This window comes from Herbidospora sp. NBRC 101105 (assembly GCF_030269205.1).
Classification (GTDB): domain Bacteria; phylum Actinomycetota; class Actinomycetes; order Streptosporangiales; family Streptosporangiaceae; genus Herbidospora; species Herbidospora solisilvae.
On sequence record NZ_BSSX01000006.1, the window covers coordinates 400,886 to 423,300 of the forward strand.

Genomic DNA, 22,415 nt, shown 5'->3' on the forward strand with positions numbered 1-22,415 from the left:
GTGGGACGCGGCTTGAGGATCAGCCCAAGCCGACAGGGCTCCCACTAGGAGCCTCTGGATCCCGGCTCCGAGTGGAGACACACGTATTGGTCGGCGTGAAGACCAATGATTCGCTCAGCAGAGACACCACGGGCAACATCGGAGTCTTCGCCCCCATCCGCTGGCGCCGCCCCGGTGACATGCGCGAGCCGACGTCATTCGATGAAAGTGATGTATGACCTGAGTCGGCTCGATGTAGTGCGCACACTCCTGGGCGCGCCTCAGCTCACCGCCTGCTTCACCAGCGCACTGATCCGCGCCTCCACTTCGGCCGTCATCTCGGTCAGGGCGAAACCGGTGGCCCACATCGTGCCGTCGTCCAGGTTCGCCTGGTCGCTGAACCCGAGCGTCGCGTAGCGTGTCTTGAACTTGGCCGCGCTCTGGAAGTGGCAGACGATTTTGCCGTCCAGCGCGTAGGCGGGCATCCCGTACCAGAGCTTCGGCGCGAGGGCCGGGGCGCTGGCGGTGATGACGGCATGGACGCGCTCGGCCAAGATCCGGTCCGATGCCTGCATTTCGGCGATCTTCGCGAGTACGTCACGCTGGTCCTGCGCCGCCTTGTCCGCGCGTGAGCTGCGGCGCGCTGCCTTCTTCTGTTCTTGGGCGTGGTCCTTCATCGCGGCCCGTTCCTCGGCCGTGAATCCCTGGTAGGTGCTGCTCATGACGGATTCTCTCCTTGAGGATCTTGGTGTTCGGGATCTTGAGAGGGGACCTTGTGGTCCTCTGTTCGGGAGCGGTGCCACCGGAGCGTGCAACCTCGGGCCGGCCGTCGCGCATCAGCTCGCGGTCGGGCGGTTGGTTCTCCTTGCGTCGAGCCTGGATGCGGCGCGAGGAGGGGCTAAACCAGCGGCGGCACGTTGAGTTCGCCGCAAGATCGCGGTCGCGAACGCCGTGCGGCTGCGCTGCCGGCCTCGGCCCCACCGGCTTGTCCCTGCGTGCTGATGCCGCCGAGGTCGTCTCGCCGTGTGCCTCAGACGGATGCGACCTCCCACACGAACCCGTCTGGGTCGGTGAAGGGCCCGGCATCGCTGCCGATCACGATCCGGTGCGATCCGATGCCCTCCTGGGAGACGCCGGTGTCCTTGGCGAGGGCGCGGCGCGGGTAGAGCGCCAGCGTGACGGCCGACGACGGGGTGTCGAACTCGACGTACTTGCCGCCGAAGCTCTTGGCCACGGCCAGGCCGCGGTCGACGTAGAACCGCTTGCTCGCCTTGACGTCCGCCACTCCCAACAGGAGCGCGACCTGGTCGATGTGCCGGGCGGCGGGGCCGGTGTCCTTCTTCTTCGAGGTCGCGATCTTGCAGATCGTCCCGTCCGGGGCACGTACGACGCCGCCGTAGCCCCAGAACCCCTTCGTGGCGGGCTTCAGCGTCGTGGCGCCGGCGTCGAGGGCGGCGTCGATGAGGGCGTCGACGTTGCCCGGCTGGGACACCACGAGTGACAGCGCGAACCCACGGAAGCCGGTCGTCGGCGCGTCCGAGGCGCGGACGTGCACGTAAGGGCCCAGACCGAAGGCGTTGTAGAAGGCGTCCGCGGCCGTGGCGTCGGGGACTTCCAGGGTGACGGATCGGAAGGAGGTCATGGCAGGTCCTTTGCGCAAGGCGGGTTCGTCGTCTTGTCGGCGGCCGCTACGCGGCGGACATGGCAGGGGCGGGCGGCGCTCAACGGTCCTGCAGGAGTCCCAGGACGTTGCCGTCGGGGTCGATGACGGTGGCCACCAGGCGGCCGCTGCCGACCTCGTGCGCGGCCTCCTGCACGACGGCCCCCGCGGCGATCACCTCGGCCAGCTTCGCCTCGATGTCCGGCACGTGCCAGTAGGCCACCGGTGAGGTCATGCCCTGCGGTCCACCGCCAGGCACCAGCCCGATGTGCTGGCCCTCGGCCTCGAAGCCGACGTAGTAGGACGAGTCGGTCTGCGGCGGGATACCGAGCAGGGCCGCGTACACCGCCTTGGCCTTGGCCAGGTCGGACACGGGGTGCAGCACGGTCTTGATTCCCTGGGTGAAAGAGCCGGTCATGGTCACTCCTGTGGTGGTGGGTCTCATCGACCCGCTGTCGTGCGTGTTCACAGCTTGGCTCCCGGCCTGGCCGGCCCACATCCGTGGTGAGCACGGAACCGCCCACGGATCGACGGCACGGAGAGCACGGAGGAATGCGGCAATATGTGACAGTGATTGCAGCAGCCGACATCTCGCCTCGGGAAGCCGAAGTGCTGGACCTGGTCGGGGCCCATCTCAGCAACGCCGAGATCGCGGCACGGCTGTGCATCTCGGTGCGTACCGTGGAGAGTCACGTCTCCTCGCTGCTGCGCAAGCTGGAGGTGCCGGATCGGCGGGCGCTCGCCGGCCGCGCGCCCGAGCCGGCCGGCGTCGGCCCGTCTCACCTGGCACCGGTTCTGCCGGCTCCGCTGACCTCGTTCGTCGGCCGGGTGAGCGAGCGGGCCGAGCTGGCCGAGATGATCAAGGCACACCGTCAGGTGACCGCGGTCGGTTCCGGCGGAGTGGGCAAGACCCGGCTGGCGTTGGCGGTGGCCGCGGAGGCAACCGGCGAGTACGCCGACGGGGTGTGGTTCGTCGACCTGGTTCCTGTCACCGATCCGGGCCTGATCGCCACGGCGGTCGCCGGGGCGCTCGGCCTCGGTGAGCAGCCCGGCCGCGACATGACCGAATCCGTGGTCGCCGCGCTGGCCGACCGCCATGCGCTGCTGGTGCTGGACAACTGCGAGCACGTGGTGGACGGGGTGGCGCTGTTCCTCGAGAGGCTGCTGACGACGTGCCCTCGGGTGACGGTGCTGGCGACCAGCCAGGCGCGGCTGATGGTGCCGTTCGAACGGGTGTATCCGGTCCCGCCGCTGTCGCTGTCCGTCGACGGTGAGTCCGACGCGGTCGCGTTGTTCAGGGAGCGGGCGGCGGCGGTGGGCCGGCCGCTGGATCCCGCACTGCGCGACCAGATCGCCGCGATCTGCGAGCGGCTGGACGGGATGGCGCTGGCGATCGAGCTGGCCGCCGCCCGGTGTTCCACGCTCGGGCTGGACGGCATCAACGCCGCCCTGTCCCACCCGCTGCGGATGCTGACCGGCGGCTCCCGTGCCGATGAGCGGCACCGTTCGGTGCGGGGGGCTCTGGACTGGAGCCATGCTCTGCTGGAACCGGCCGACCGGGCGCTGCTGCGCCAGGTGTCGGTGTTCGTGGCACCGTTCACCGCTGCCGCGGCGGCGGAGGCAACCGGTTCCGAGGAGGGCATCGTCGCCGAGGGACTGGCCCGGCTGGCCGAACAGAGCCTGCTGGTGGTGACGGCGTCCCCGGGCGGGACCGAGTACCGGGCGTTGGAGACCATCCGCCAGTACGGGACGGAGCGGCTGGCCGAGGCCGGTGAGCTGGTCGGCGCTCGATCCCGCCACGTTCGCTGGTGCCTGGCCAAGGCCGCCGAGCTGGCGGTGGTACGAGCGGACTGGCGGGCCCGGTTCGACGCGGTGGCGGACGATCTGCGCGCCGCCCTGGCGTGGGCGGCCGACCGGCCGGAACAGCGCACGGACGCGTACGACCTCGCCCGACGCCTGGCCGAGTTGACCTTCATCCGTAACCTGATCGGCGAGTCCCAGGGGCGCTATGAGCAGGCCGCCGCGCTCGCCGACGACCCCGCCGCCGGCGCGTCGATGCTCCGGCACGCCGCGGCCGTGGCCGGCTGCCGGATGAATGGTGATGATATGTACCGCCTGCACCGCGCGGCCGCGGACGCCGCCCGCCGGTCCGGCGACACCGCCGGCGCCGCCTGTGACCTGGCGACCGCCGCCGCCAACGCCTACCGGTTCTCCGGCAAGTTCGTCCGGAAGCCGCCACGGGAAGAGGCGATCGCGCTCATCACCGAGGCGCGGGAGCTGGGCGGGGACGACCCGGCCGCCCAGGCCGCGGTGGCGCTGGCCGAGGCTGGGCGGGCGCTCACCGAGCTCGGTGCCGCACCGGGCCTGAACGACGACGCTGTCCCCATGACGATCGCACGCGCCGGACGAGCGGTCGAACTCGCTCACCGCACGGGTGACCCGTTCGCCGAGTCCGCCGCGCTCGATACGCTGACCTGCGCCCAGAGCTGGGCCGGTGACACGTTCGCCGCCGCCGACACGGCCCGGCGCCGGATCACGCTGCTTGCATCCACACCGGATACCCCGGCCGCTGCCCACGAGCTGATCGAGGCGCTCGGTGAGGCCACCGAGGCCAGCCTCGGCACCGGCGACCTGCCGGGTGCCCGCCGGTGGGCACGGCGACTCGCGGATCATCCGCTGCTGGCGGAAGTCGGCCACCGTGCCACGGGCTGGCTCCTTGTGGCCGACGCGTTGGCGGGCGACGTCGAGGAGACACTGACCGGCAGCGTCCGGTTCCTCGACGCCTGGCAGCAGGCCGGCAGCCCCGCCAGGTCCGTCCTCGGTCCGCCGGCGGCCGCGGTGGCGATGATCCACGGCCTACGCGAGGACCAGGACGCCTGGCGCGAATGGAGCGCGGTGCTGAATCGGCTCGACCCCTCACCGGGGAACGCCCACGGCTACGGGGCGATCTTTGAGGCGGTGCTTCTGCTCCACCGTGGGCAGGCATCGGAGGCGCTGGAGCGCCTGGCGCCCGAGCCCGGCGAGGTGTGGCAATGGGTCACCTGGATCTGGCTGCACTGGTATGTGGCGCTGCGCGCCGAAGCTGCCGTGCTCGCCAGGAGCTCCGATGCCGGCGACCGTCTGGCCGAGGCTCGGACCGTCGTGGCCGGCAACCCGGTCGCCGGTGCCATCGTGGAGCGGGCCCGAGCGCTGCTCGACGACGACCGGGAGCGGTTGCTCGCCACGGCGGATACGTTCGACACCGCCGGCTGCCGCTATCAGTCGGCGCGGACCCTGGTGCTCGCCGGGGGCGATCACGCCGCCCGCGGGGCGGCCGTGCTGGCCGATCTCGGCTTCGCCCCGATGGCCCTGCCCCGACACCCATGACGACCTCGGACTGAAACGGCTTGACCACCTCCCGGACTGCCGCGACGCCCCTGCCCTGGCTCAGGCGGCGGTCATGCCGCCGTCGACGGCGAGGGCGGCTCCGGTGATGAAGGGGGCCTCGTCGCTCAGCAGGAAGGCCGTGAACGCGGCGATCTCCTCCGGCCGCCCGATCCGGCCGATCGGGTGCATCGCCCCGGCCGCCCGCAGCGCCTCGTCGGGGGTGGGGCCCATGCCCGACCGCAGCAGCGGGGTGTCGACGCCGCCGGTCACCAGGGCGTTGATCCGGATGCCGGCCGGGGCCGTCTCGAGCGCCGCCGATCGGGTGAGGCCGATCACGCCGTGCTTGGCGGCGCTGTAGGCGGCCGCGCCGGGCTGGCCGCCGACGCCGGTGACGGAGGCGTTGTTCACGATCGCGCCGCCGCCGCTCGCCTTCAGGGCCGGGATCTGGTGCTTGAGGCCGTAGAAGACGCTGCTGAGGTTGAGGGCCAGCTCGGCGTGCCAGGCGTCGGCGTCGAGGTCGGTGACCGGGCCGGGGGCCGTGGCGGCGCCGACGTTGTTGAAGACGCCGTCGAGGCGGCCGTACCGGCTCACCGCCTGCCGGACCAGCTCGGCCATCTCGCTCTCCACCGTCACGTCGGCGGGCACGAACGTGGCCTCCCCTCCGGTGGCGCGGATGGCGGCCGCCAGGGTGTCGCCGGCCTCCTTGCCGCGTGCGGCCAGGACGACCTTCGCGCCCTCGGCGGCGAGCCGTTCGGCGGTGGCGCGGCCCATGCCGGAGGTGGCGCCGGTGATCAGGATGACTTTGCCGGTGAAACGTGCGGACACGGTGACTCCTGTGTCGGATAGAGGGTGTTCAGAAGGTGAGCACGAGCCGGCCGCGCAGGCCGCCGGCTTCGAGCCGCCGGTGGGCGGTGGCCGCCTCGGCGGCGGGGAGGGTCGCGGCGACGCGCGGGGTGAGCACGCCCGACTCCACGAGCCCGCGGATGTGGTGGAGCTTGTCCGTGCGCCCGGCGTAGTCGGGGACGAACACCGTCCGCACCGCGACCCGGCCGTTCTCGCCGAAGTGGTGGCCGCCGGGCTCGTCGCCGGTGCGGAAGCGGGCGTACGCGCCGCCGTCGCGGACGGCGTCGAGCAGGCCCGGCCCGACCAGTGCGGTGTCGGCGACGGCGTCCACGCCGCCGGGACGCCGGGCCAGGATGCGGTCGGCGACGCCGGGCCCCCTGGCCACGATCTCGTCCGCGCCCAGGCCGCGGACCAGCCCCTCGTCGGCGGGCGCGGCGTCGGCGACCACGGTCAGGCCCGCGTGGGCGGCCAGTTCGACGAGGTAGCCGCCCAGGGTTCCGGCGGCCCCGACCACGGCGAGCACCGATCCGGGGGCGAGCGCCAGCAGGTCGAGCGCCAGCAGCGCGGTGAGCCCGTTCATCGGGAGCGTCGCGGCGGCCGCGTGGCCGGTGTTCTCCGGTGCCGGGACGACCCAGCCGGCCGGCAGCACCGCGTGTTCGGCGTAGCCGCCCTGCGGCGTCACCATCGCCATCACCCGCTGACCGATCGACAATCCGGTCTCGGTTCCCGGGCCGATCTCGTCGACCACTCCGGCGATGTCCAGGCCGGGCACGTACGGCCCCGGCACGCCGGCGAACGCCCACGCGCTGGCTCCCGAGCGCAGCAGGGTGTCGGCCGGGTTCACCGCCGCGGCGTGCACCCGCACCCGGACCTCGCCGGGGCCGGCGTGGGGGGCGGGCAGGTCGAGAACACGGAGCGCTTCGGGTCCTCCGAACTCGTGGACCCCGATTGCTTGCATCGTCCCAGCTCCCGAATGGTTCTTGATGTATACCAGGTCTGACATTGGTACCTTCCACCCGAGTGCGGCCCGGCCGCAAGAAGGCACTTCGTCATGACCAGGTATCGCAGGCGGAACCGCCCGGGGAGGAACCTGGTACTGGCCGTATACTGCGTCCATGTCGCAACCGGCCGAGCTGTGCGAGGAGGGCCGCCTCGCCCTGATCCGCGACGTGCTCGAACGGATCGGCGACAAGTGGTCGGTGGTGGTCATCTGCCAGCTCGACGACACCACCCGCAGGTTCAACGAGCTCAGCCGGATGAGCAGCCCCATCACCAAACGAATGCTCAGCGCGACCCTGCAGGGGCTGGAGCGCGACGGCCTGGTGACCAGGACCGTCTACGACACCAAGCCCCCGCGGGTCGACTACGCGCTGACCCCGCGCGGGATCAGCCTGCTCAAGGTGGTCCGGGAGCTGGCCGGCTGGGCCGAGGCCAACGCCGCCGGCATCCTCGAGTCGAGATCGGGCTACGACGCCCGCTGAGAGGTCAGATCGTGACCGCGCCGTCCGAGGCCGAGCCGACCGTGGCGACGTACTTCGCCAGCACGCCCCGCTCGACCGGGCGGTCCGGGCGGGTCCACGCCGCGGCGCGGGCCTCCAGTTCGGCCGCGTCCACCCGCAGGTCCAGCACCCGGGCGGCCGAGTCGATGACGACGGTGTCGCCGTCCCGGACCAGCGCCAGCGGGCCGCCCCGGTAGGCCTCCGGGGCCACGTGGCCGATGACCAGGCCGTGGGAGACGCCGGAGAACCGGCCGTCGGTCACCAGGGCGACGTTCAGGCCCTGGCCGACCAGCGCGCCGGTGATCGAGAGCATCTCCCGCATCCCCGGGCCGCCGGCCGGGCCCTCGTACCGGACGATCACCACCTCGCCGTCGACGATGCGGCGCTCCTGGATGGCGGCGAAGCAGGCCTCCTCGCCGTCGAACACCCGCGCCGGGCCGGTGAACACGAAGTCGGGCCTGCCGCCCAGCTTCAGCACGCAGCCGCCGGGGGCGAGCGAGCCCCGCAGGACGGCCAGCGCCCCCGGGCCCTTCACCGGGTAGGCCACCGTCTTCACGACCTGCTGGCCGGGGGCCTCCTGGGCCGACTCGGCCACCTCGGCGAGGGTGCGGCCGTCGACCAGGGTCACGTCCTCGCGCAGCAGGCCGGCGTCGAGCAGGCGGCGTACCACCAGCGACGTGCCGCCCGCGCGCCACAGGTCGGCGGCGCTGTGCGGACCGGCCGGCTTCACCCCGGCGACGATCGGGATCTGGTGGCAGATGCGGTCGATGTCGTCGATCTCCAGCGCGACCCCGGCCTCGCGGGCGATGGCCAGCAGGTGCAGGACCGCGTTGGTCGAGCCGCCCATCGCGGCGACCGAGACGATCGCGTTGTGCAGCGACGCCTCGGTGATCACCCGGGACGGCCGGGCGTCGCGGGCCAGGGCGTCCATGACGACCTCGCCGACCAGCACGGCGGCCTCGTTCTTCGACGGGGCCACGGCCGGGATGTCGCTCACGCCGAAGGGCGACAGGCCGAGGAAGTCGCAGATGGCGCCCATCGTGTTGGCCGTGTACTGCGCGGCGCAGGTGCCGGCCCCCGGGCAGGCGTGGCGGGCCAGGTCGTCGACGTCGTCCTGGCTGAGCTTGCCGACGCTGCGCTCGCCGAGCGCCTCCCACATGTCCTGGATCGTCACGTCGCGGTCACGCCAGCGGCCGGGCATCATGCTGCCGCTGTAGAGGATCACCGACGGCACGTCGAGGCGGCTCAGGGCCATGATCGCGGCAGGTGCGGTCTTGTCGCAGCCGACGATCGCCACGATCGCGTCGAACTGGTGGGCGCGGCCCATCAGCTCGATCGAGTCGGCGATGACCTCGCGGCTGACCAGCGAGGCCCGCATACCGGGGGTGCCCATCGTGAGGTTGTCGGAGACCGCGATGGTGTTGAACTCCATGGGGGTGCCGCCCGCCCGGCGCACCCCGTCGGCGACGTGGGCGGCGAGTTCGCGGTGGGTGAGGTTGCACGGCATGGTGCCGGTCCACGTGGAGGCGATGCCGACCTTGGGGCGGCGCATGTCCTCGTCGGTCCAGCCCATCGCGTACAGGTGGGAGCGCGCCGGGGCGCGGTCGGGGTCGGTCGCGATGCTCATGCGGTCTCCCTGGTTCTGGCGACGGGCAGGTCGAGGTTCAACAACCGCGCGGCGTTGCCCGCGAAGATCAGTTCACGGTCGCGGGGCGACAGGTTGAGTTCGTCGACGATCCTGACCTGCTCCTCCGCGTACTTCCTGATGTATCCCCACGGGAAGTCGCACGAGTCGGTGCCGAACAGGACGCGCTCGGGGCCGAAGGTCTCGTGGAACTTCCGGAACAGGGCCTTCTGGTCGAGGTCGTAGGGCACCCAGCGGGTCCACTCGTGGTTGCTGGAGCTGTCGACGTGGACGTTGGCGTTCGACCAGCCCAGGCGCAGCAGCTCGGCCGGGTAGCCGCAGCCGAAGTGGGCCACCACGAAGTTGACGGTGGGGAAGGCCTTGGCGACGTCGTGCAGCGCCAGCGGGTCCATGTTGGGGGCCCAGCCCAGCCCGCCGCCGCCGTTGACCGGGCCGAAGTGCAGCACGACGGGCAGCGCGTGCTCCTCGACGACCTCCCACACCGGCCAGAGCGACCGGTCGGCCAGCGGCACGGTCACCCAGGGCGCGATGACCTTGTAGCCGCGCAGCCCGATCTCCACGGCGCGGCGCAGTTCGGCGGCGGCTCCGGGGGAGCAGGGCTGGTGGTTGGCGAAGCCCACGAAGCGGTCGGGGTGGGCGGCGACCACCGAGGCGAGGCGGTCGTTGCCGCCGCCGGACATGAAGACCACCCGCTCCAGGCCGAAGTCGTCGGCCTCCTCCCGCCAGGCGGCGGCCAGCGCCTCGGTGGTGCGCGTCTCGGGCGCGGTGGGCGGGAGGCTGCGCGCCCTGCGGACGCGTTCGGCGTACTTCGCGGAGTTGGCGCGCAGCACCTCCAGCTTGGCCGGGCCGCAGACGTGCTCGTACTCGGCGTCGAGGCGGTCCTGGGTGGGCTCGTCGCCGGGGAAGTGGCAGTGGAAGTCGATGATCATTTGATCCGCACCGTGTTCCGCAGCAGGCCGACGCCCTCGACCTCGCACTCGACCACGTCGCCGTCCCTGAGCCAGAGCGGGGGCCTGCGGCCCATGCCGACGCCGTGCGGGGTGCCGGTGGCGATGACGTCGCCCGGGTTCAGGGTCATGTACGTCGAGAGATAGGCGATGATCTCGGGGATCTTGAAGATCATCTCGCCGGTGGTGCTGTCCTGGACGGTTTCCCCGTTGACCCTGGCGGAGATCGCCAGGTCGTGGGGGTCGGGGAGCTCGTCGGCGGTGACGATCCACGGTCCGAGCGGGCAGAACCCGTCGAAGTTCTTGCCCCGGAACCACTGCCCGTCGGCGAACTGGGCGTCGCGGGCGGAGACGTCGTCGGCGACGGTGTAGCCGAACACCCCGTCGGGGCCCATGACCACGGCCAGCTCGGACTCCCAGTCGAGCTGGTCGGTGGTCCCCGCCGGGACCACGACGTCCTGATACGGGCCGGTCAGGGTGTGGGCGGTCTTCACGAAGGCCAGCACCTTGGACGGGGTGTCCAGGCCGGTCTCCCGGATGTGGTCGGCGTAGTTCAGGCCGATGCAGATGATCTTCTCCGGGTGGGCCACCGGGCTGAGCAGCTCCACGTCGGCGAGCGGGACCGCCGGTCCGGCGGGGGTGAAGTCCCCGCCGGAGGCGATCAGGTCACGGACGGCGTCGGCCATGTAGGCCGTGGACTCCTCGGCCACGGGGGCGACGGCGTCCCCTTCGACGAGCCCGGCGAAGATCCGGCCGTCGGACGTGCGGTATCGGGCGATGCGCATAGGTGCAAACTCCAATCCCGAAATATCGGGATAAAACGGGCGAACGAAGAGCTGGGGGTGCCGAGCTGACGGCAGCCCCTACGGTCGGGTGCCGGAGAGGAGATCGGGCGATGTGCTCAGGCGAAGGCCGGTAGGAAGCGTTTCTGTTCGGCGATGAGGGCGTCGGTGAGCGTGGCGGCGGCTTCGGGGTCGGTCACCGCGCCGTCGGCGATCATCGCCTCCACCGCGAGGTCGCGTGAGCCCGTCATGGCCGCCTCGACCGCCAGGTAGACCGAGGTCAGGCGGCGGGCCAGGATCGCGGTCAGCGGGGCCGACAGGTCGGGGACCGACACCGGGCGCAGGCCCCGGGCGGTGGCCACGCCGGGGATCTCCAGCGCCGCGTCGTCGGGCAGGCCGGGGACCGCGCCGCGGTTCGGCACGTTGACCGAGAACATCTGTCTCTGGTCCAGCTCGATCGAGCGGATGATCGCGATGAGCTGCTCCTGCTCGCCCGTCGAGCGGTCGAAGACGGTCTCGTCGAGCGGGGCCTCGCCGAGCGCCTGGGCGCGCATGCCCTGGTAGCGGTTCTCGCCCCACTCCAGGATCTCCGGCACCGAGAAGGCGTCCACGCCGAGGGTCTTGCCGTAGTAGGAGCCGCCCGCCCAGCGCTCGGGGAAGAACTCCAGCACGTGGCGGTCGTTGGCGGCCGGGTAGGCGCCGTACCGCTGGAAGATCTCCCAGGAGAACGGGTTGTGCCAGGCCTTGCCGTTCTCCCAGATGGAGCCGATGTCCTGCGGCTCGGGCGCGACGGCCAGCTCGCGGGCCACCTTCTCCCGCACGCCGGGCCAGGCGTCGGCGCCGTTGTGGCGGAAGTCGTAGATGAACGTCAGGTGGTTGATGCCGGCGTACAGGGTGGAGGTCTCCTCGAAGGGGAGACCGGCGAAGGCGGCCAGTTCGCGCTGGACGTGGTGCATGCCGTGGCACAGGCCGACGACCTCGACCCCGGCGTGGCGGGTCATCGCGTACACGTTGGCGGTCATCGGGTTGCTGTAGTTGAAGAAGAACGCCCCGGGCGCGAGCGCCTTGACGTCACGGGCGATCTCGACCATGACCGGGACGGTGCGCAGCAGGCGGGAGATGCCGCCGGGCATCACCGAGTCGCCGACCGGCTGGTAGATCCCGTGCCGGATGCAGACGTCGTGGTCGGCCTGCCACGCGGGCCGGCCGCCGACGCCGACGCAGGTCACGACGTAGTCGGCGCCCGGCAGCATCTCCCGGCGGTCCGTGGAGGAGCGCACGGTGATGCGGTCGCCCGCGCCCCTGGCCTCGACCATCAGCCCGGCCAGCCGGGCGGCCACGCCGAGCGCCTCCTCGTTGACGTCCACGAGGCGGATCTCCCACGCCCCGAGGTCGTCGGCCGAGATCAGGTCGGCCAGCAGGCCCCTGGTGAAGACGGCCGAACCTGCTCCGATCAGGACCAGGACCTTCATGGTGCTCCTATCTCAGGTGGAAACGACGGTGACGCCCGCGCCTTCGAGCGCGGTCACCGCCTCGACCGGCGCGGCCGTGTCGGTCACGACCGTGTCGATGCGCGACAGCGGCGCGATGCGCACGGCGCTGCGCTGGGTGAACTTGCTGTGGTCGGCGAGCACGACGAGCCGGGTGGCCGCCGCGATCATGTTGCGGTCGGTCTCGGCCTCCGCCAGGTGGGCGCCGAGCATCCCGTACGCCGGATCGATGCCGTAGGCGCTGAAGAAGCCGACGTCGATGTGGACGTCGTTGAGCGCCTGGCTGGTCAGATGGCCGAGCAGCGACAACTCGGCGTTGCGCATCAGGCCGCCCAGCACGAGCACCTGCGTGGTCTCCGAGGCCATGCCGATCGCGTACGCGATGGCGACCGAGTTGGTCACCACGGTGACGTCCGGGACCGTGACCAGGTGGGGCACCATCTGGGCCGTGGTCGAGCCGCCGGTCAGCAACACCGCGCTGCCGGGCGTCACGAGCCGGGCCGCCGCGGCGGCGATGCGGCGTTTCTCGTCGAGGTTGCGGATCGAGCGTTCGACCATGGGCGTCTCGGCGACCTCCGGGCCGCCGTCCACGGCGACCGCGCCGCCGTGGACCCGGCGCAGCAGGCCGCGTTCGTCCATCTCGTCGAGGTCGCGGCGCACCGTGGAGACGCTCACGTTGAGCAGGGCCGCGAGGTCGTCCACGCTCACCGACCCTCGGCTGCGCACGTGGGAGAGCAGTTCGCTCCGGCGCCTCTCGCTCAGCATCAGTAGCCGGCCTTTCTGTCCACAAGATTCAGCAGGGGGCGGCCCTCGACCAGCCGCCGCAGATTCTCGGTGAACAGAACGCGGACATGATCGTGGTAGCCGGGCGCGAATCCTGCCACGTGCGGAGTGATCAGGACATTGCTTTCCGACCAGAAAGGACTGCTTTCCGGCAGCGGTTCCTCGGCGAACACGTCGGAGATGAGGTAGCCGACCTGCCCGCTTCTGAGGGCGGCCAGCAGCGCGTCCTCGTCGACGACGCCGCCCCGGGCGCCGTTGATGACCACGGCACCCGGCTTGAGCTGGGCGAACGCTTCGGCGTCCAGCAGATGGTGGGTCTCGTCGGTGTGCGGGACGGTCAGCACGAGGTAGTCGGAGCGGGCCAGCAGGCCGGGCAGGCCCTCGGGCCCGACGACCTCGGCGGGGGTCTCGTCGGCGACCTCGCTGAACCGTTCGCCCGCCCGGGTCCCGCCCCGGCGCATGCCGATGACGTTCATGCCGAAGGCGTGCGCGAGGCGGCCGATCTCCTGGCCGATGCGGCCGTAGCCGACGATGCCCACGGTGGAGCCGGGGATCATGCGCGGCATGAGCCGGTTCCACCGGTAGTCGAGATCGGGCCAGTGGCGGTCGCCGTTCAGGCCGATGATGTGCGGCAGGTGGTGGGCGTGCGCGAGGATCATCATCAGCACCCACTCGGCCAGCGGCTTCGGGGAGACGCCCCCGATGGTGGTGACGTCGACCTCCGACTCCCACAGGTCGGTGCCCTTGACGTGGTCGCAGCCGCTCGTGTCGAGCTGCACCCAGCGCAACCTCGGCGCGGCGCCATGAGGGGGAAAGGCGGTGTTGGTGTAGAGCACGTCGGTCTCGGCCAGCACCTCGGCCGGGATCTCCTCGGCGCTGCGGGCCAGGTGCCTGCGCACCCGCACGCCGGGCACGGTCACGGCGGCCAGCCAGTCGTCGTCGAAGTCGAGGGTCACCAGCACGTTGATCATCGGGGGAGTCCTCACTTGATGCCCGATCGGGCCATGCCTTCGACGAAGTGCCGCTGGAACAGGGCGAACACGATGATCATGGGGATCATCGACAGGAGCGACATCGCCATCAGCGAGCCGTAGTCCTGGCCGTACTGGTTCTTCAGGAACAGCAGGCCGACCTGGAGGGTGTAGCTCTCCGGGTCCTTCAGCACGATCAGCGGCCAGGCGAACTCGTTCCACCGCCACATGAACGTGAAGATGACCAGCACCGCGATCAGCGGACGGCACAGCGGCAGCACGACCGTGCGGAAGATGCGCCACTGGCTCGACCCGTCGCACTGCGCGGCCTCGATCAGCTCGTCGGGGATCGCCATCATGAACTGCCGGGCCATGAACAACCCGAACGCCTCGGCCAGCCGGGGCACGATGACGCCCCAGTCGCTGCCGATCAGCCCGAAGTCCACCACCAGGTGGAACTGCGGCACCATCACGACCTGCACCGGCACCATCAGCGTGCTGATGATGAGGATGAACAGCACGTTCCGGCCGGGGAAGCGCAACTTGGCGAAGGCGTAGCCGGCCATCAGGTTGATGACCACGGTGAGCACGACGGCGACGACGGCGATGAACACCGAGTTCACCGCCCACATGCCGTAGGGGAACTTGCTCAGCGGGTCGGTCAGGTTCTCCCACCGCACGCTCGTCGGCCACAGGTGCAGCCCGGGGCCGCGCATGTCGGCCGAGGAGGAGATCGCGGTGACGACCATCCAGTAGACGGGGAACAACATCGCGACCGCCCCGGTGATCGCGAACGCCAGGCGATAGCGCGTCATGCGACGTCCCTCCGCTTGTTCACACGCCACTGGACGATCGTCATGACCAGGACGATGAGGTAGAGCACGACGCCGATGGCCGAGGCGTAACCCTGCTGCCGCTGCTCGAACCCGGCGGAGTACGCGTAGGTGACGAGCATCGTGGTCGAGTTGCCGGGGCCGCCGCCGGTCATGACGTAGACGATGTCGAAGACCTGGAAGCTGTTGATGATGCCGATCACGATCAGGAAGAACGTGGTCGGGCCGAGCTGCGGGATCGTGATGCGGCGCAGCGTCGCCCACCGGGAGGCGCCGTCGCAGCGGGCCGCCTCGAACACCTCGCGCGGGATGCCCTGGAGCGCGGCGAGGTAGACGACCATGTTGAAGCCGAGGCCGATCCACAGGCTGATGGCCACCAGCGACAACAAGGCCGGCACGCCCTCGGACTGCCACGGCACCGGGCCGAGCCCGACGACGTCCAGGACGCGGTTGACCAGGCCGATGTCCTCGTTGAACAACCAGGCGCCGATGAGCGCGCTGCTCACGCCCGAGATGACGGCGGGCAGGTAGTAGACCGCCCGGATCAGCCCCCGGGCGGGCATGCGCTTGTTGAGCAGCAGCGCCGCCGCCAGGCCCGCGACCAGGCACAGCGGCACCGAGATCGCGGTGTAGAGGGCGGTGTTCCACAACGCCGTCCAGAAGATCTTGTCGCTGAGGATCTCCTGGTAGTTCTGCAGCCCCACCCATTTGGCGATGCCGAAACCGCGGGTCTGCTGGAGGCTGATCCAGAAGACCTGGATCAGCGGCCAGAACATGAAGACCGCGAAGACGGCCACCGCCGGTGCGGCGAACGCCAGGCCGGTCAGCGCCTCGCGCGCCCGCCGCGTCCGGACCGTTGCCATCGGGCCTCCTCTTAGGCGGACAGCGCCTTCTCGATCGCGGTGCCGATCGCGCCGACGGTGTCGTCGGCCGACTGGCCGCCGGTGAACCAGCCCTCCAGGTTCTGCACCAGCGCGTCGTTCACGCCGGAGAAACCGGGCAGGGTGACGAACTGGACCAGGTCGGCGGGCATGGTGGTGGCCTGCTGCTGGAAGACCGGCATCAGGTCGGGGGAGACGGCGTAGTCCAGCTTCGCGCCGGCCAGGTCCTTGCGGGCCGGGAGCACCGTCGTCTGCTCGCAGAACAGCTGCATGTTGGCCGGTTCGGCGAGGAACTTGGCGAACGCGGCGGCGGCCTCGGGCGCCTTGCTCTGCGTGGTCACCGCGACCGCGTTGCCGCCGAGGTCGGAGGCGGCGCCGGCGGGGCCCTTGGGCAGGAAGGTCGCGCCGATCTCGATGCCCTTGGCGGTCTTGCTGATGTCGGGCAGCAGGAAGTCGCCGACGAACGCCATGGAGATCTTGCCGGAGCCGAACACGAGGTCGGGGCTGTTGGCCGTCTTGACCATCATGTTCTTCGGCATCAGGCCCTTGTCGTAGAACGACTTGGTGAACTCCAGGGTCTGGCGGGCCTGCGGCGAGTCGAACACGACGCTCTTGCCGTCGGGGCCCAGGGCCTTGCCGCCCGCCTGCCAGAGCCAGTTGAACCAGCGGTAGGCGCCGTACTGCTGCCAGTTGACGCCGAAGGCGGCGGTCGCGCCGGTGCCGGCGGCGTTCAGCTTCTCGGCGACCTCCAGGAACTGCTCCCAGGTCCAGGCGGTGTCGAGGGTGGTCGGCACGTCGGTGATGCCGGCCTTCGCGAAGTGCGCCTTGTTGTAGAGGATCGCGCTCGTGTCGGTGTGGTGCGGGACGCCGTAGGGCTTGCCCTCGTACTGCACGCCGGCCCACAGGGCGTCGATGAACTGGGCCGAGTCCGCGCCGATCGTCGCCGACAGGTCGGCCAGCACGCCCTGGGAGCTGTAGATGCCGATGTCGTTGTAGGTGACGCGGAACAGGTCGGGGCCCTGGCCCGACTGCAGCCGGGCGTCGAGGGTGGTGCGCATCTGGTCGTACGGAAGCTGCTCGACCTTCACCTTCACGCCCGGGTTGGCCTTCTCGAAGGCGCGGGCGACGGTGTTGAAGGCGGCCATCTCGGCGTCCGAACCCCAGACGGAGAACGTGAGGTCGCCGGTGGCGGCGCCGGCGCTCGCGGCGTTGGCGGGCGCGCTGGGGGCGGCTCCGCCACCGCCGCAGGCGGCGAGGGCGCTCGTCGCGGCGGCGCCCGCGGCCGTCATGCCGGCCGCGCGGAGGAACTGGCGGCGGTTGAAATTCATGGGGGCCTCCCTTGGGCTCCGGCCTGGTGTGCAGTTCCTATCAACTTCACGCAGAAAACGTCAATACATCGCAAAATGGTCACTTGACAGTCACGACGGCCGTCTCTACGGTCCTGAAATGACAGATCTGCGCGTTTTTGAGAGTTTCGGGGGATCGGTGTGCGCGTTCAGGCGGGGCGGTCGCCCCAAGGGCGGGTCACGCCGAGCACCGCGGAGTCCCCGCTGAAGGCAAGCTCCAGGGCGGCGGCGGAGACCTCTTCCGGGGTGTGCCACCGGCCGGTCGGGTGCCAGCCCAGGATCAGCCGCGGCCGGTCCGGCAGCGGGGGCCGCGGCCCGTCGGGCGCGGCGTACGCGCTGGTCAGCACCTGGACGACCCGGTCGGCGCGGGCGTCGACGACGTCCCAGGCGGCCTGGTCGCCGAACGGGAGATACGCCAGCGCCAGGTCGAAGCGCCGGTCACCCAGGGCCGTCACGAAACTGGGCACATTTGTAACGTCTGCTAGCACTATGTCGCCAATGTCTGAAGTGCAATGTTTGTTGCGCGAAACGATAGAAACGACCATCCCTCTGGCGGCCAATCCCACCACGGCCGGAGCCAGGATCCCCGTACCTCCGATGACCAGGACGTGACCTGACATGGAATTCGACCTCCTCGTGGCAGGGGAGCTGAACGCGGACGTCGTCGTCGAGTGCGGCGACGTGCGGCCGACGTTCGGGCAGGTCGAGGAGATCGTGGAGGACGCCACGATCGTCCTCGGCAGCTCCGGCGCGATCACCGCCTGCGGGGCGGCCCGGCTCGGCGCCCGCGTCGCCATGGCCGGGGTGGTCGGCGACGACTGGCTCGGGGACTTCGTGCTCGACCGGCTGGCCGAGCGCGGGGTGGACACACGCTACTGCCTGCGCAGACCAGGCCGGCGCACCGGGATGACCGTCGTACTGGGGGCCCGCGGCGACCGTTCGATGCTGACCTTCCCCGGCGAGATCGGCCGGCTGGCCGCCGCCGACGTGCCCGCCGAGGCGCTCGCCGCCGCGCGGCACCTCCACGTCAGCTCCTACTTCCTCCAGTACGACCTGTGGGCCGGCCTGCCCGCCCTGGTGCAGGAGTTCGCCGGGACGACGTCGGTCGACCCCAACTGGGACCCGTCCCGCTCCTTCGACCACGGGCTGCCGGCGCTGCTGCCCCACCTCGACTACCTGCTGCCGAACGAGCAGGAGGCCGAGCACATCGCCCGCGCCAACGGCGGGCCGCTCACCTGCGGCCTGGTGGTGAAACGCGGCGGCGACGGCGCCACCCTGAACCTGCCCGACGGCACCGCCCTCAGCGTGGACGCCCCCGCGATCACCCCGGTCGAGACGACCGGCGCGGGCGACTCCTTCGACGCCGGTTTCCTGGCCACCCTCCTGCGCGGCGGCACCCACGCCGAAGCGCTGCGCGTCGCCTCCGCCTGCGGCGCCCTCTCGACCCAGGGGCTCGGCGGCACCGCCGCGCAGCCCACCCTCCCCGAGGCGCTCGAACTCGCGGGCACCCTCACCGTCCACGATCTCCAGGAGACCCAGAAGTGACCGCAACGACCGCCCCCGAGCTGGCCCGGCGCACGCAGGCCGAAGTGGAGTCCCAGCCGGACACCTGGCGTCGCGCCATCGACCTGGCCGCCGCGACCGGCGTGCTGCCCGCCGCCGGCGCGAACGTGCTCGGCGTCGGCTGCGGCACCTCCTACTACATCCTCGAAAGCTACGCCCGCCGCCGTCAGCAGCTCGGCCACGGCCGCACCCGCGCCGCCATCGCCACCGAACTCGACGACGACGACGCCTACGACGCGGCGATCCTGCTGTCCCGCTCCGGCACCACCAGCGACCTGGTCCGGGTCGCCCGCGACCTGTCGCGGCGCATCCGCACGATCGCGATCACCGGCACCCCCGGCTCGCCGATCACCGAGGCCGTGCACGAGACGATCGTGATGGACTTCGCCGACGAGCACTCGGTCGTGCAGACCCGCTACGCCACCTCCGCGCTGACCCTGCTGCGCGCCTCGATCGGCGACGACGTGGCGGGCCTGCCGGACCTCGCCCGCGCCGCGCTGGCCGGGCCGCTGGTCGCCGACCCGGCCGACTACGACCACGTCGTCTTCCTCGGCACGGGCTGGGCGCGCGGCCTGGCGGAGGAGGCCGCGCTCAAGCTGCGCGAGTCGGCCCGGTTGTGGACGGAGTCGTACGCGAGCCTCGAATACCGGCACGGCCCGATCGCCTGCGCCTCGCCGCGCAGCCTCGTGTGGGCGCTCGGCCCGCTGCCCGCCGACGTCGTCGAGGCCGTGAACGCGACCGGGGCCACGCTCCGCGTCGCGAGCGGCGACCCGCAGGCCGAGCTGGTCCGGGTGCACCGCCTGGCCGTCGCCTACGCCCGGTACCGGGGGCTGGAGTGCGACAGCCCCGAGCACCTGTCCCGTTCGGTCGTCGTGGAGTAACCGTGCCCTTCGTCCAGTACGCCACCACCGCCCCCGTCCCCGCCGACCTGTCCGCCCGGCTGGCTCGCACCGTCGCCGACGCCCTGGACCTGCCGCCCGGCGCGGTCGTCGCGCAGCGGCTGGCCGTCCTCGACGGCGCGGGCGTCACGGCGGTCGTCCGGGGCCGGCCGCGCGACCCCGGGCTGATGCGCGCGGCGGTGGACCGGGCCGCCGCGCTGCTGAGCGCCGAACTGGGCGTCGACCCCGGCTACGTCTTCGTCTCCTGGCCCGATCCGGGGGTCGTCGGGTGATCCTCACCGTCACGCTCAACCCCGCCTACGACGTCACCTACCGGGTCCCCGGCCTGCGGCTGGGCGCCACCAACCGGGTCGGCGAGGTGGCGGTGCGCGCGGGCGGCAAGGGCCTGAACGTGGCCCGGCTGCTGCGGGCGCTGGGTCACGAGGTCACCGCGCTGGGCCTGGCCGACCCCCGGTTCGGCGCGGCGGCCGGGCTGCCCAACGCCTTCACGCCGATCGGCGGGGAGACCCGCCGCACGATCGCGGTCGTCGCCGACGAGGTCACGATGCTGAACGAGCCCGGCCCGGCCGTCTCGGCCGCGGAGTGGGCCGCGTTCCTGGCCGATTTCCAGGCCTGGGCGCCGCGCGCCTCCGCCGTGGTGATGTCCGGCAGCCTGCCGCCGGGCGTGCCGCCCGACGCCTACGCCGTGCTCGCCGCGCTGGCCGGCGACGTGCCGACGATCGTGGACGCCGAGGGCGACGCCCTCGTCCACGCGCTGGCCGCCCGCCCCCACGTCGTGAAGCCCAACGCCGACGAGCTGAGCCGCACCTTCGGCGCGGCGACCTCCGTCCGCGACGGCGCGATGCGGCTGCGCGAGCTCGGCGCCCGCGCCGCCGTCGTCTCCGACGGGCCGCGCGGCCTGCACGCCGACACCTCCGACGGGGTGTGGCGGGCGGTGCCGCCGTTCGCCGAGGGCAACCCGACCGGCGCGGGCGACGCCGCCGTCGCGGCCATCGCCATGGGCGTGGTCGCCCGCTGGGACTGGGCCGAGACGCTCCAGCACGCCGCCGCCCTGTCGGCCGCCGCCGTCAGGGCACCCCTGGCCGGGCAGGCCGACCACGCCGCCTACCGGGCCAATCTCACCGTCGTCACCACGGAACCACTGGAGCGAGAGTGCTGACCCCCACCGCCGAGATCATCTCCGCCGCGTACGCCGCCGGCCGCGGCGTCGGCGCGTTCAACGTGATCCAGGTCGAGCACGCCCAGGGCATCGTGGCCGGGGCCGAGGAGGCCGGGCTGCCGGTGATCCTCCAGGTCAGCGAGAACACCGTCGACTACCACGGCGGCCTGGCCGCCATCGGCGCGGCCTGCCTGGCCGTCGCCCGCGAGGCGTCGGTGCCGGTCGCGGTCCACCTCGACCACGCCACCCGGGCCGACCTGGTCGAACAGGCGGTGGAGCTGGGCTTCGGGTCGGTGATGTTCGACGCGTCGGCGTCGCCGTACGAGGAGAACGTGGCCGCGACCGCCGAGGTGGTGCGCCGGACCGGCGTCTTCGTGGAGGCCGAGCTGGGCGAGGTGGGCGGCAAGGACGGCGTGCACGCGCCCGGGGCCCGCACCGACCCGGCCGAGGCCGCCGCCTACGTCGCCGCCACGGGCGTGCACGCCCTCGCGGTCGCCGTGGGCACCTCCCACGCGATGCTCACCCGCGACGCCGCGCTCGACTTCGGCCTGATCGCCGAGCTGCGCGCGGCGGTGCCGGTCCCGCTGGTGCTGCACGGCTCGTCGGGCGTCGCCGACGACGGGCTCACCGAGGCCGTCGCCGCGGGCATGACGAAGATCAACATCGCCACCCACCTGAACAAGGCGTTCACCGCCGAGGTCCGGCGGGTGCTGGCCGCCGACACCACCGTCGACCCGCGCAGGTACCTGAAGCCCGCCCGCACCGCGGTCGGCGCGCAGGTCGCCCATCTGCTGCGGGTCCTCCACTGAAGGAGCCGACCATGAGTCTCACCCCGCACCCCGACCCGGGCGCGATCCTCGCCGAGAACGAGCGGCGTGCCCTGGAGCGGGAGGGCATCCCGATGTTCCTCGCGCTGGAGGACCTGCGCGGCCCCTCGACGCCGGCCGCCGACCGCGCCGAGGGCCCGGCCCTGGCCGACCTGACCGGCCGGTACGCCTCGGTGGTCCGCCCCGATGCGGCCGACGACGACCTCGCGGCCCTGGCGTCGGTGGTCACCGTCGTGGCCCGCGTGCACTTCTTCCCGGATGAGGACTGACATGGGATTCGCCGACTACCGCACCGCCCTCGAAGAGGGCCGCCACCTGCGCGTCGTCAACTACCACAACACCCCGGAGTCGACCGCCGGCCAGCTCCGCGAAGAGCTCGCCGCCTACGCGAAGGCGTTCGCGAGCGTCACCGTGGCCGACCTCGACCACTTCTACGCCACCGGCGAGTGGCGCCTGGACCGGCCCGGTTTCATCCCGGTCTTCTACGAGGGCTACCGCAACAACCACACGGTGGCCGCCCCCGTCTGCGAGGAAATGGGCCTCACGGCGTGGTTCCCGATCATCACCAGGTTCGTCGACTGCCCGCCCGCCGAGCAGCGCGCCTTCGCCGAGGCCCACGACATCGACCTGGTGGAGGAGGAGCTCTCCTACGACCGTCTTGCCCTGACCTGGGACGAGGTCGCCGAGATCGGGCAGCGCCACGTCGTGGTCCCGCACACCGGCAGCCACACGCCGATCGGCGGCATCGTCACCGCCGCCGACGTGGAACGCGAGCTGGTCGAACCGCGCCGCCGCGTCCAGGAGGTGACCGGCCAGGAGGCCGCCGCCAACGTCTACCTGTACGGCACGCCGTTCGGCACCAGCGACTTCCAGGACCGGGCGGTGCTCGACGCCGGATACCGCTACCAGATCAGCAACACCATGATCCAGCGCATCGCCTGA

At 71.8% G+C, this 22,415-nt stretch carries 24 protein-coding genes; 9 read left to right on the forward strand and 15 right to left on the reverse strand.

Annotated features, from left to right (window positions below):
- Window positions 1–260: 260 nt before the first annotated feature.
- The 3 genes from QSK34_RS25620 to QSK34_RS25630 form a co-directional block, all read right to left on the reverse strand.
- Entirely contained in the window at window positions 261–701 is a 441-nt protein-coding gene (locus tag QSK34_RS25620; RefSeq protein ID WP_285587412.1) for an iron chaperone, read from the reverse strand.
- Window positions 702–1,009: 308 nt separating this feature from the next.
- Window positions 1,010–1,621 carry a VOC family protein gene (locus QSK34_RS25625; protein ID WP_285587415.1) on the reverse strand — a complete coding sequence of 204 codons (612 nt, stop codon included), beginning with the start codon at window positions 1,619–1,621 and terminating at the stop codon, window positions 1,010–1,012.
- A 79-nt stretch (window positions 1,622–1,700) separates the two neighbouring features.
- Window positions 1,701–2,057, reverse strand: a complete 357-nt coding sequence (locus tag QSK34_RS25630) for a VOC family protein (protein WP_285587417.1) — start codon at window positions 2,055–2,057, stop codon at window positions 1,701–1,703.
- A gap of 134 nt (window positions 2,058–2,191) precedes the next feature.
- Between QSK34_RS25630 and QSK34_RS25635 the strand changes: the two genes are divergently transcribed.
- The gene (locus QSK34_RS25635; RefSeq protein ID WP_285587419.1) at window positions 2,192–5,005 is read left to right on the forward strand and encodes an ATP-binding protein; all 2,814 of its coding nucleotides are present in this window, start codon (window positions 2,192–2,194) and stop codon (window positions 5,003–5,005) included.
- Between the two features lie 60 nt (window positions 5,006–5,065).
- Here QSK34_RS25635 and QSK34_RS25640 read toward each other — a convergent pair whose 3' ends face one another.
- On the reverse strand, window positions 5,066–5,830 hold the full coding sequence (locus QSK34_RS25640) for an SDR family NAD(P)-dependent oxidoreductase (RefSeq protein ID WP_285587421.1): 765 nt from the start codon (window positions 5,828–5,830) through the stop codon (window positions 5,066–5,068).
- Window positions 5,831–5,858: 28 nt separating this feature from the next.
- Complete coding sequence (locus QSK34_RS25645; protein ID WP_285587424.1) at window positions 5,859–6,806, reverse strand: NADP-dependent oxidoreductase; 948 nt, start codon at window positions 6,804–6,806, stop codon at window positions 5,859–5,861.
- A gap of 157 nt (window positions 6,807–6,963) precedes the next feature.
- Between QSK34_RS25645 and QSK34_RS25650 the strand changes: the two genes are divergently transcribed.
- Window positions 6,964–7,329, forward strand: a complete 366-nt coding sequence (locus QSK34_RS25650; RefSeq protein ID WP_161483371.1) for a winged helix-turn-helix transcriptional regulator — start codon at window positions 6,964–6,966, stop codon at window positions 7,327–7,329.
- Window positions 7,330–7,333: 4 nt separating this feature from the next.
- On the opposite strand, the gene ilvD is transcribed toward QSK34_RS25650, so the two are convergent.
- The 10 genes from ilvD to QSK34_RS25700 form a co-directional block, all read right to left on the reverse strand.
- The gene (gene ilvD / locus QSK34_RS25655) at window positions 7,334–8,974 is read right to left on the reverse strand and encodes a dihydroxy-acid dehydratase (protein WP_285587427.1); all 1,641 of its coding nucleotides are present in this window, start codon (window positions 8,972–8,974) and stop codon (window positions 7,334–7,336) included.
- Window positions 8,971–9,921, reverse strand: a complete 951-nt coding sequence (locus tag QSK34_RS25660; RefSeq protein ID WP_285587430.1) for an amidohydrolase family protein — start codon at window positions 9,919–9,921, stop codon at window positions 8,971–8,973. The genes ilvD and QSK34_RS25660 overlap by 4 nt, the downstream gene beginning before the upstream one ends.
- Window positions 9,918–10,724 (reverse strand): fumarylacetoacetate hydrolase family protein, encoded by an 807-nt coding sequence (locus QSK34_RS25665; protein WP_285587432.1) that lies wholly within the window; start codon window positions 10,722–10,724, stop codon window positions 9,918–9,920. Before QSK34_RS25665 ends, QSK34_RS25660 begins: the two co-directional genes overlap by 4 nt.
- Window positions 10,725–10,840: 116 nt before the next feature.
- Complete coding sequence (locus tag QSK34_RS25670; RefSeq protein ID WP_285587435.1) at window positions 10,841–12,193, reverse strand: family 4 glycosyl hydrolase; 1,353 nt, start codon at window positions 12,191–12,193, stop codon at window positions 10,841–10,843.
- Window positions 12,194–12,205: 12 nt separating this feature from the next.
- Window positions 12,206–12,976, reverse strand: coding sequence for a DeoR/GlpR family DNA-binding transcription regulator (locus QSK34_RS25675; RefSeq protein WP_161483376.1), 771 nt, complete (start codon window positions 12,974–12,976; stop codon window positions 12,206–12,208).
- Window positions 12,976–13,965 (reverse strand): D-2-hydroxyacid dehydrogenase, encoded by a 990-nt coding sequence (locus QSK34_RS25680; RefSeq protein WP_285587439.1) that lies wholly within the window; start codon window positions 13,963–13,965, stop codon window positions 12,976–12,978. The genes QSK34_RS25675 and QSK34_RS25680 overlap by 1 nt, the downstream gene beginning before the upstream one ends.
- A gap of 11 nt (window positions 13,966–13,976) precedes the next feature.
- Complete coding sequence (locus tag QSK34_RS25685; RefSeq protein WP_030452561.1) at window positions 13,977–14,780, reverse strand: carbohydrate ABC transporter permease; 804 nt, start codon at window positions 14,778–14,780, stop codon at window positions 13,977–13,979.
- Window positions 14,777–15,661, reverse strand: coding sequence for a carbohydrate ABC transporter permease (locus QSK34_RS25690; RefSeq protein WP_285587442.1), 885 nt, complete (start codon window positions 15,659–15,661; stop codon window positions 14,777–14,779). Before QSK34_RS25690 ends, QSK34_RS25685 begins: the two co-directional genes overlap by 4 nt.
- A gap of 11 nt (window positions 15,662–15,672) precedes the next feature.
- On the reverse strand, window positions 15,673–17,007 hold the full coding sequence (locus QSK34_RS25695) for an ABC transporter substrate-binding protein (RefSeq protein WP_285587444.1): 1,335 nt from the start codon (window positions 17,005–17,007) through the stop codon (window positions 15,673–15,675).
- Between the two features lie 167 nt (window positions 17,008–17,174).
- Complete coding sequence (locus QSK34_RS25700; RefSeq protein ID WP_285587446.1) at window positions 17,175–17,492, reverse strand: hypothetical protein; 318 nt, start codon at window positions 17,490–17,492, stop codon at window positions 17,175–17,177.
- 151 nt (window positions 17,493–17,643) lie between these two features.
- On the opposite strand from QSK34_RS25700, the gene QSK34_RS25705 reads away from it, so the two are divergent.
- Genes QSK34_RS25705 through QSK34_RS25735 form a run of 7 tightly spaced genes read left to right on the forward strand, consistent with a single transcriptional unit; the run spans window position 17,644 to window position 22,415 of the window.
- The gene (locus QSK34_RS25705) at window positions 17,644–18,570 is read left to right on the forward strand and encodes a carbohydrate kinase family protein (protein WP_161483381.1); all 927 of its coding nucleotides are present in this window, start codon (window positions 17,644–17,646) and stop codon (window positions 18,568–18,570) included.
- A complete protein-coding gene (locus tag QSK34_RS25710) occupies window positions 18,567–19,469 on the forward strand; it encodes an SIS domain-containing protein (RefSeq protein ID WP_285587448.1) in 903 nt (300 codons plus the stop codon). The genes QSK34_RS25705 and QSK34_RS25710 overlap by 4 nt, the downstream gene beginning before the upstream one ends.
- A gap of 2 nt (window positions 19,470–19,471) precedes the next feature.
- On the forward strand, window positions 19,472–19,759 hold the full coding sequence (locus tag QSK34_RS25715; RefSeq protein WP_285587450.1) for a hypothetical protein: 288 nt from the start codon (window positions 19,472–19,474) through the stop codon (window positions 19,757–19,759).
- A complete protein-coding gene (locus tag QSK34_RS25720; protein ID WP_285587453.1) occupies window positions 19,756–20,646 on the forward strand; it encodes a 1-phosphofructokinase family hexose kinase in 891 nt (296 codons plus the stop codon). Before QSK34_RS25715 ends, QSK34_RS25720 begins: the two co-directional genes overlap by 4 nt.
- The gene (locus tag QSK34_RS25725; protein ID WP_285587454.1) at window positions 20,640–21,455 is read left to right on the forward strand and encodes a class II fructose-bisphosphate aldolase; all 816 of its coding nucleotides are present in this window, start codon (window positions 20,640–20,642) and stop codon (window positions 21,453–21,455) included. The genes QSK34_RS25720 and QSK34_RS25725 overlap by 7 nt, the downstream gene beginning before the upstream one ends.
- 11 nt (window positions 21,456–21,466) lie before the next feature.
- Window positions 21,467–21,742 carry a hypothetical protein gene (locus tag QSK34_RS25730; protein ID WP_161483385.1) on the forward strand — a complete coding sequence of 92 codons (276 nt, stop codon included), beginning with the start codon at window positions 21,467–21,469 and terminating at the stop codon, window positions 21,740–21,742.
- 1 nt (window position 21,743) lies between these two features.
- Complete coding sequence (locus tag QSK34_RS25735; RefSeq protein ID WP_285587458.1) at window positions 21,744–22,415, forward strand: polysaccharide deacetylase family protein; 672 nt, start codon at window positions 21,744–21,746, stop codon at window positions 22,413–22,415.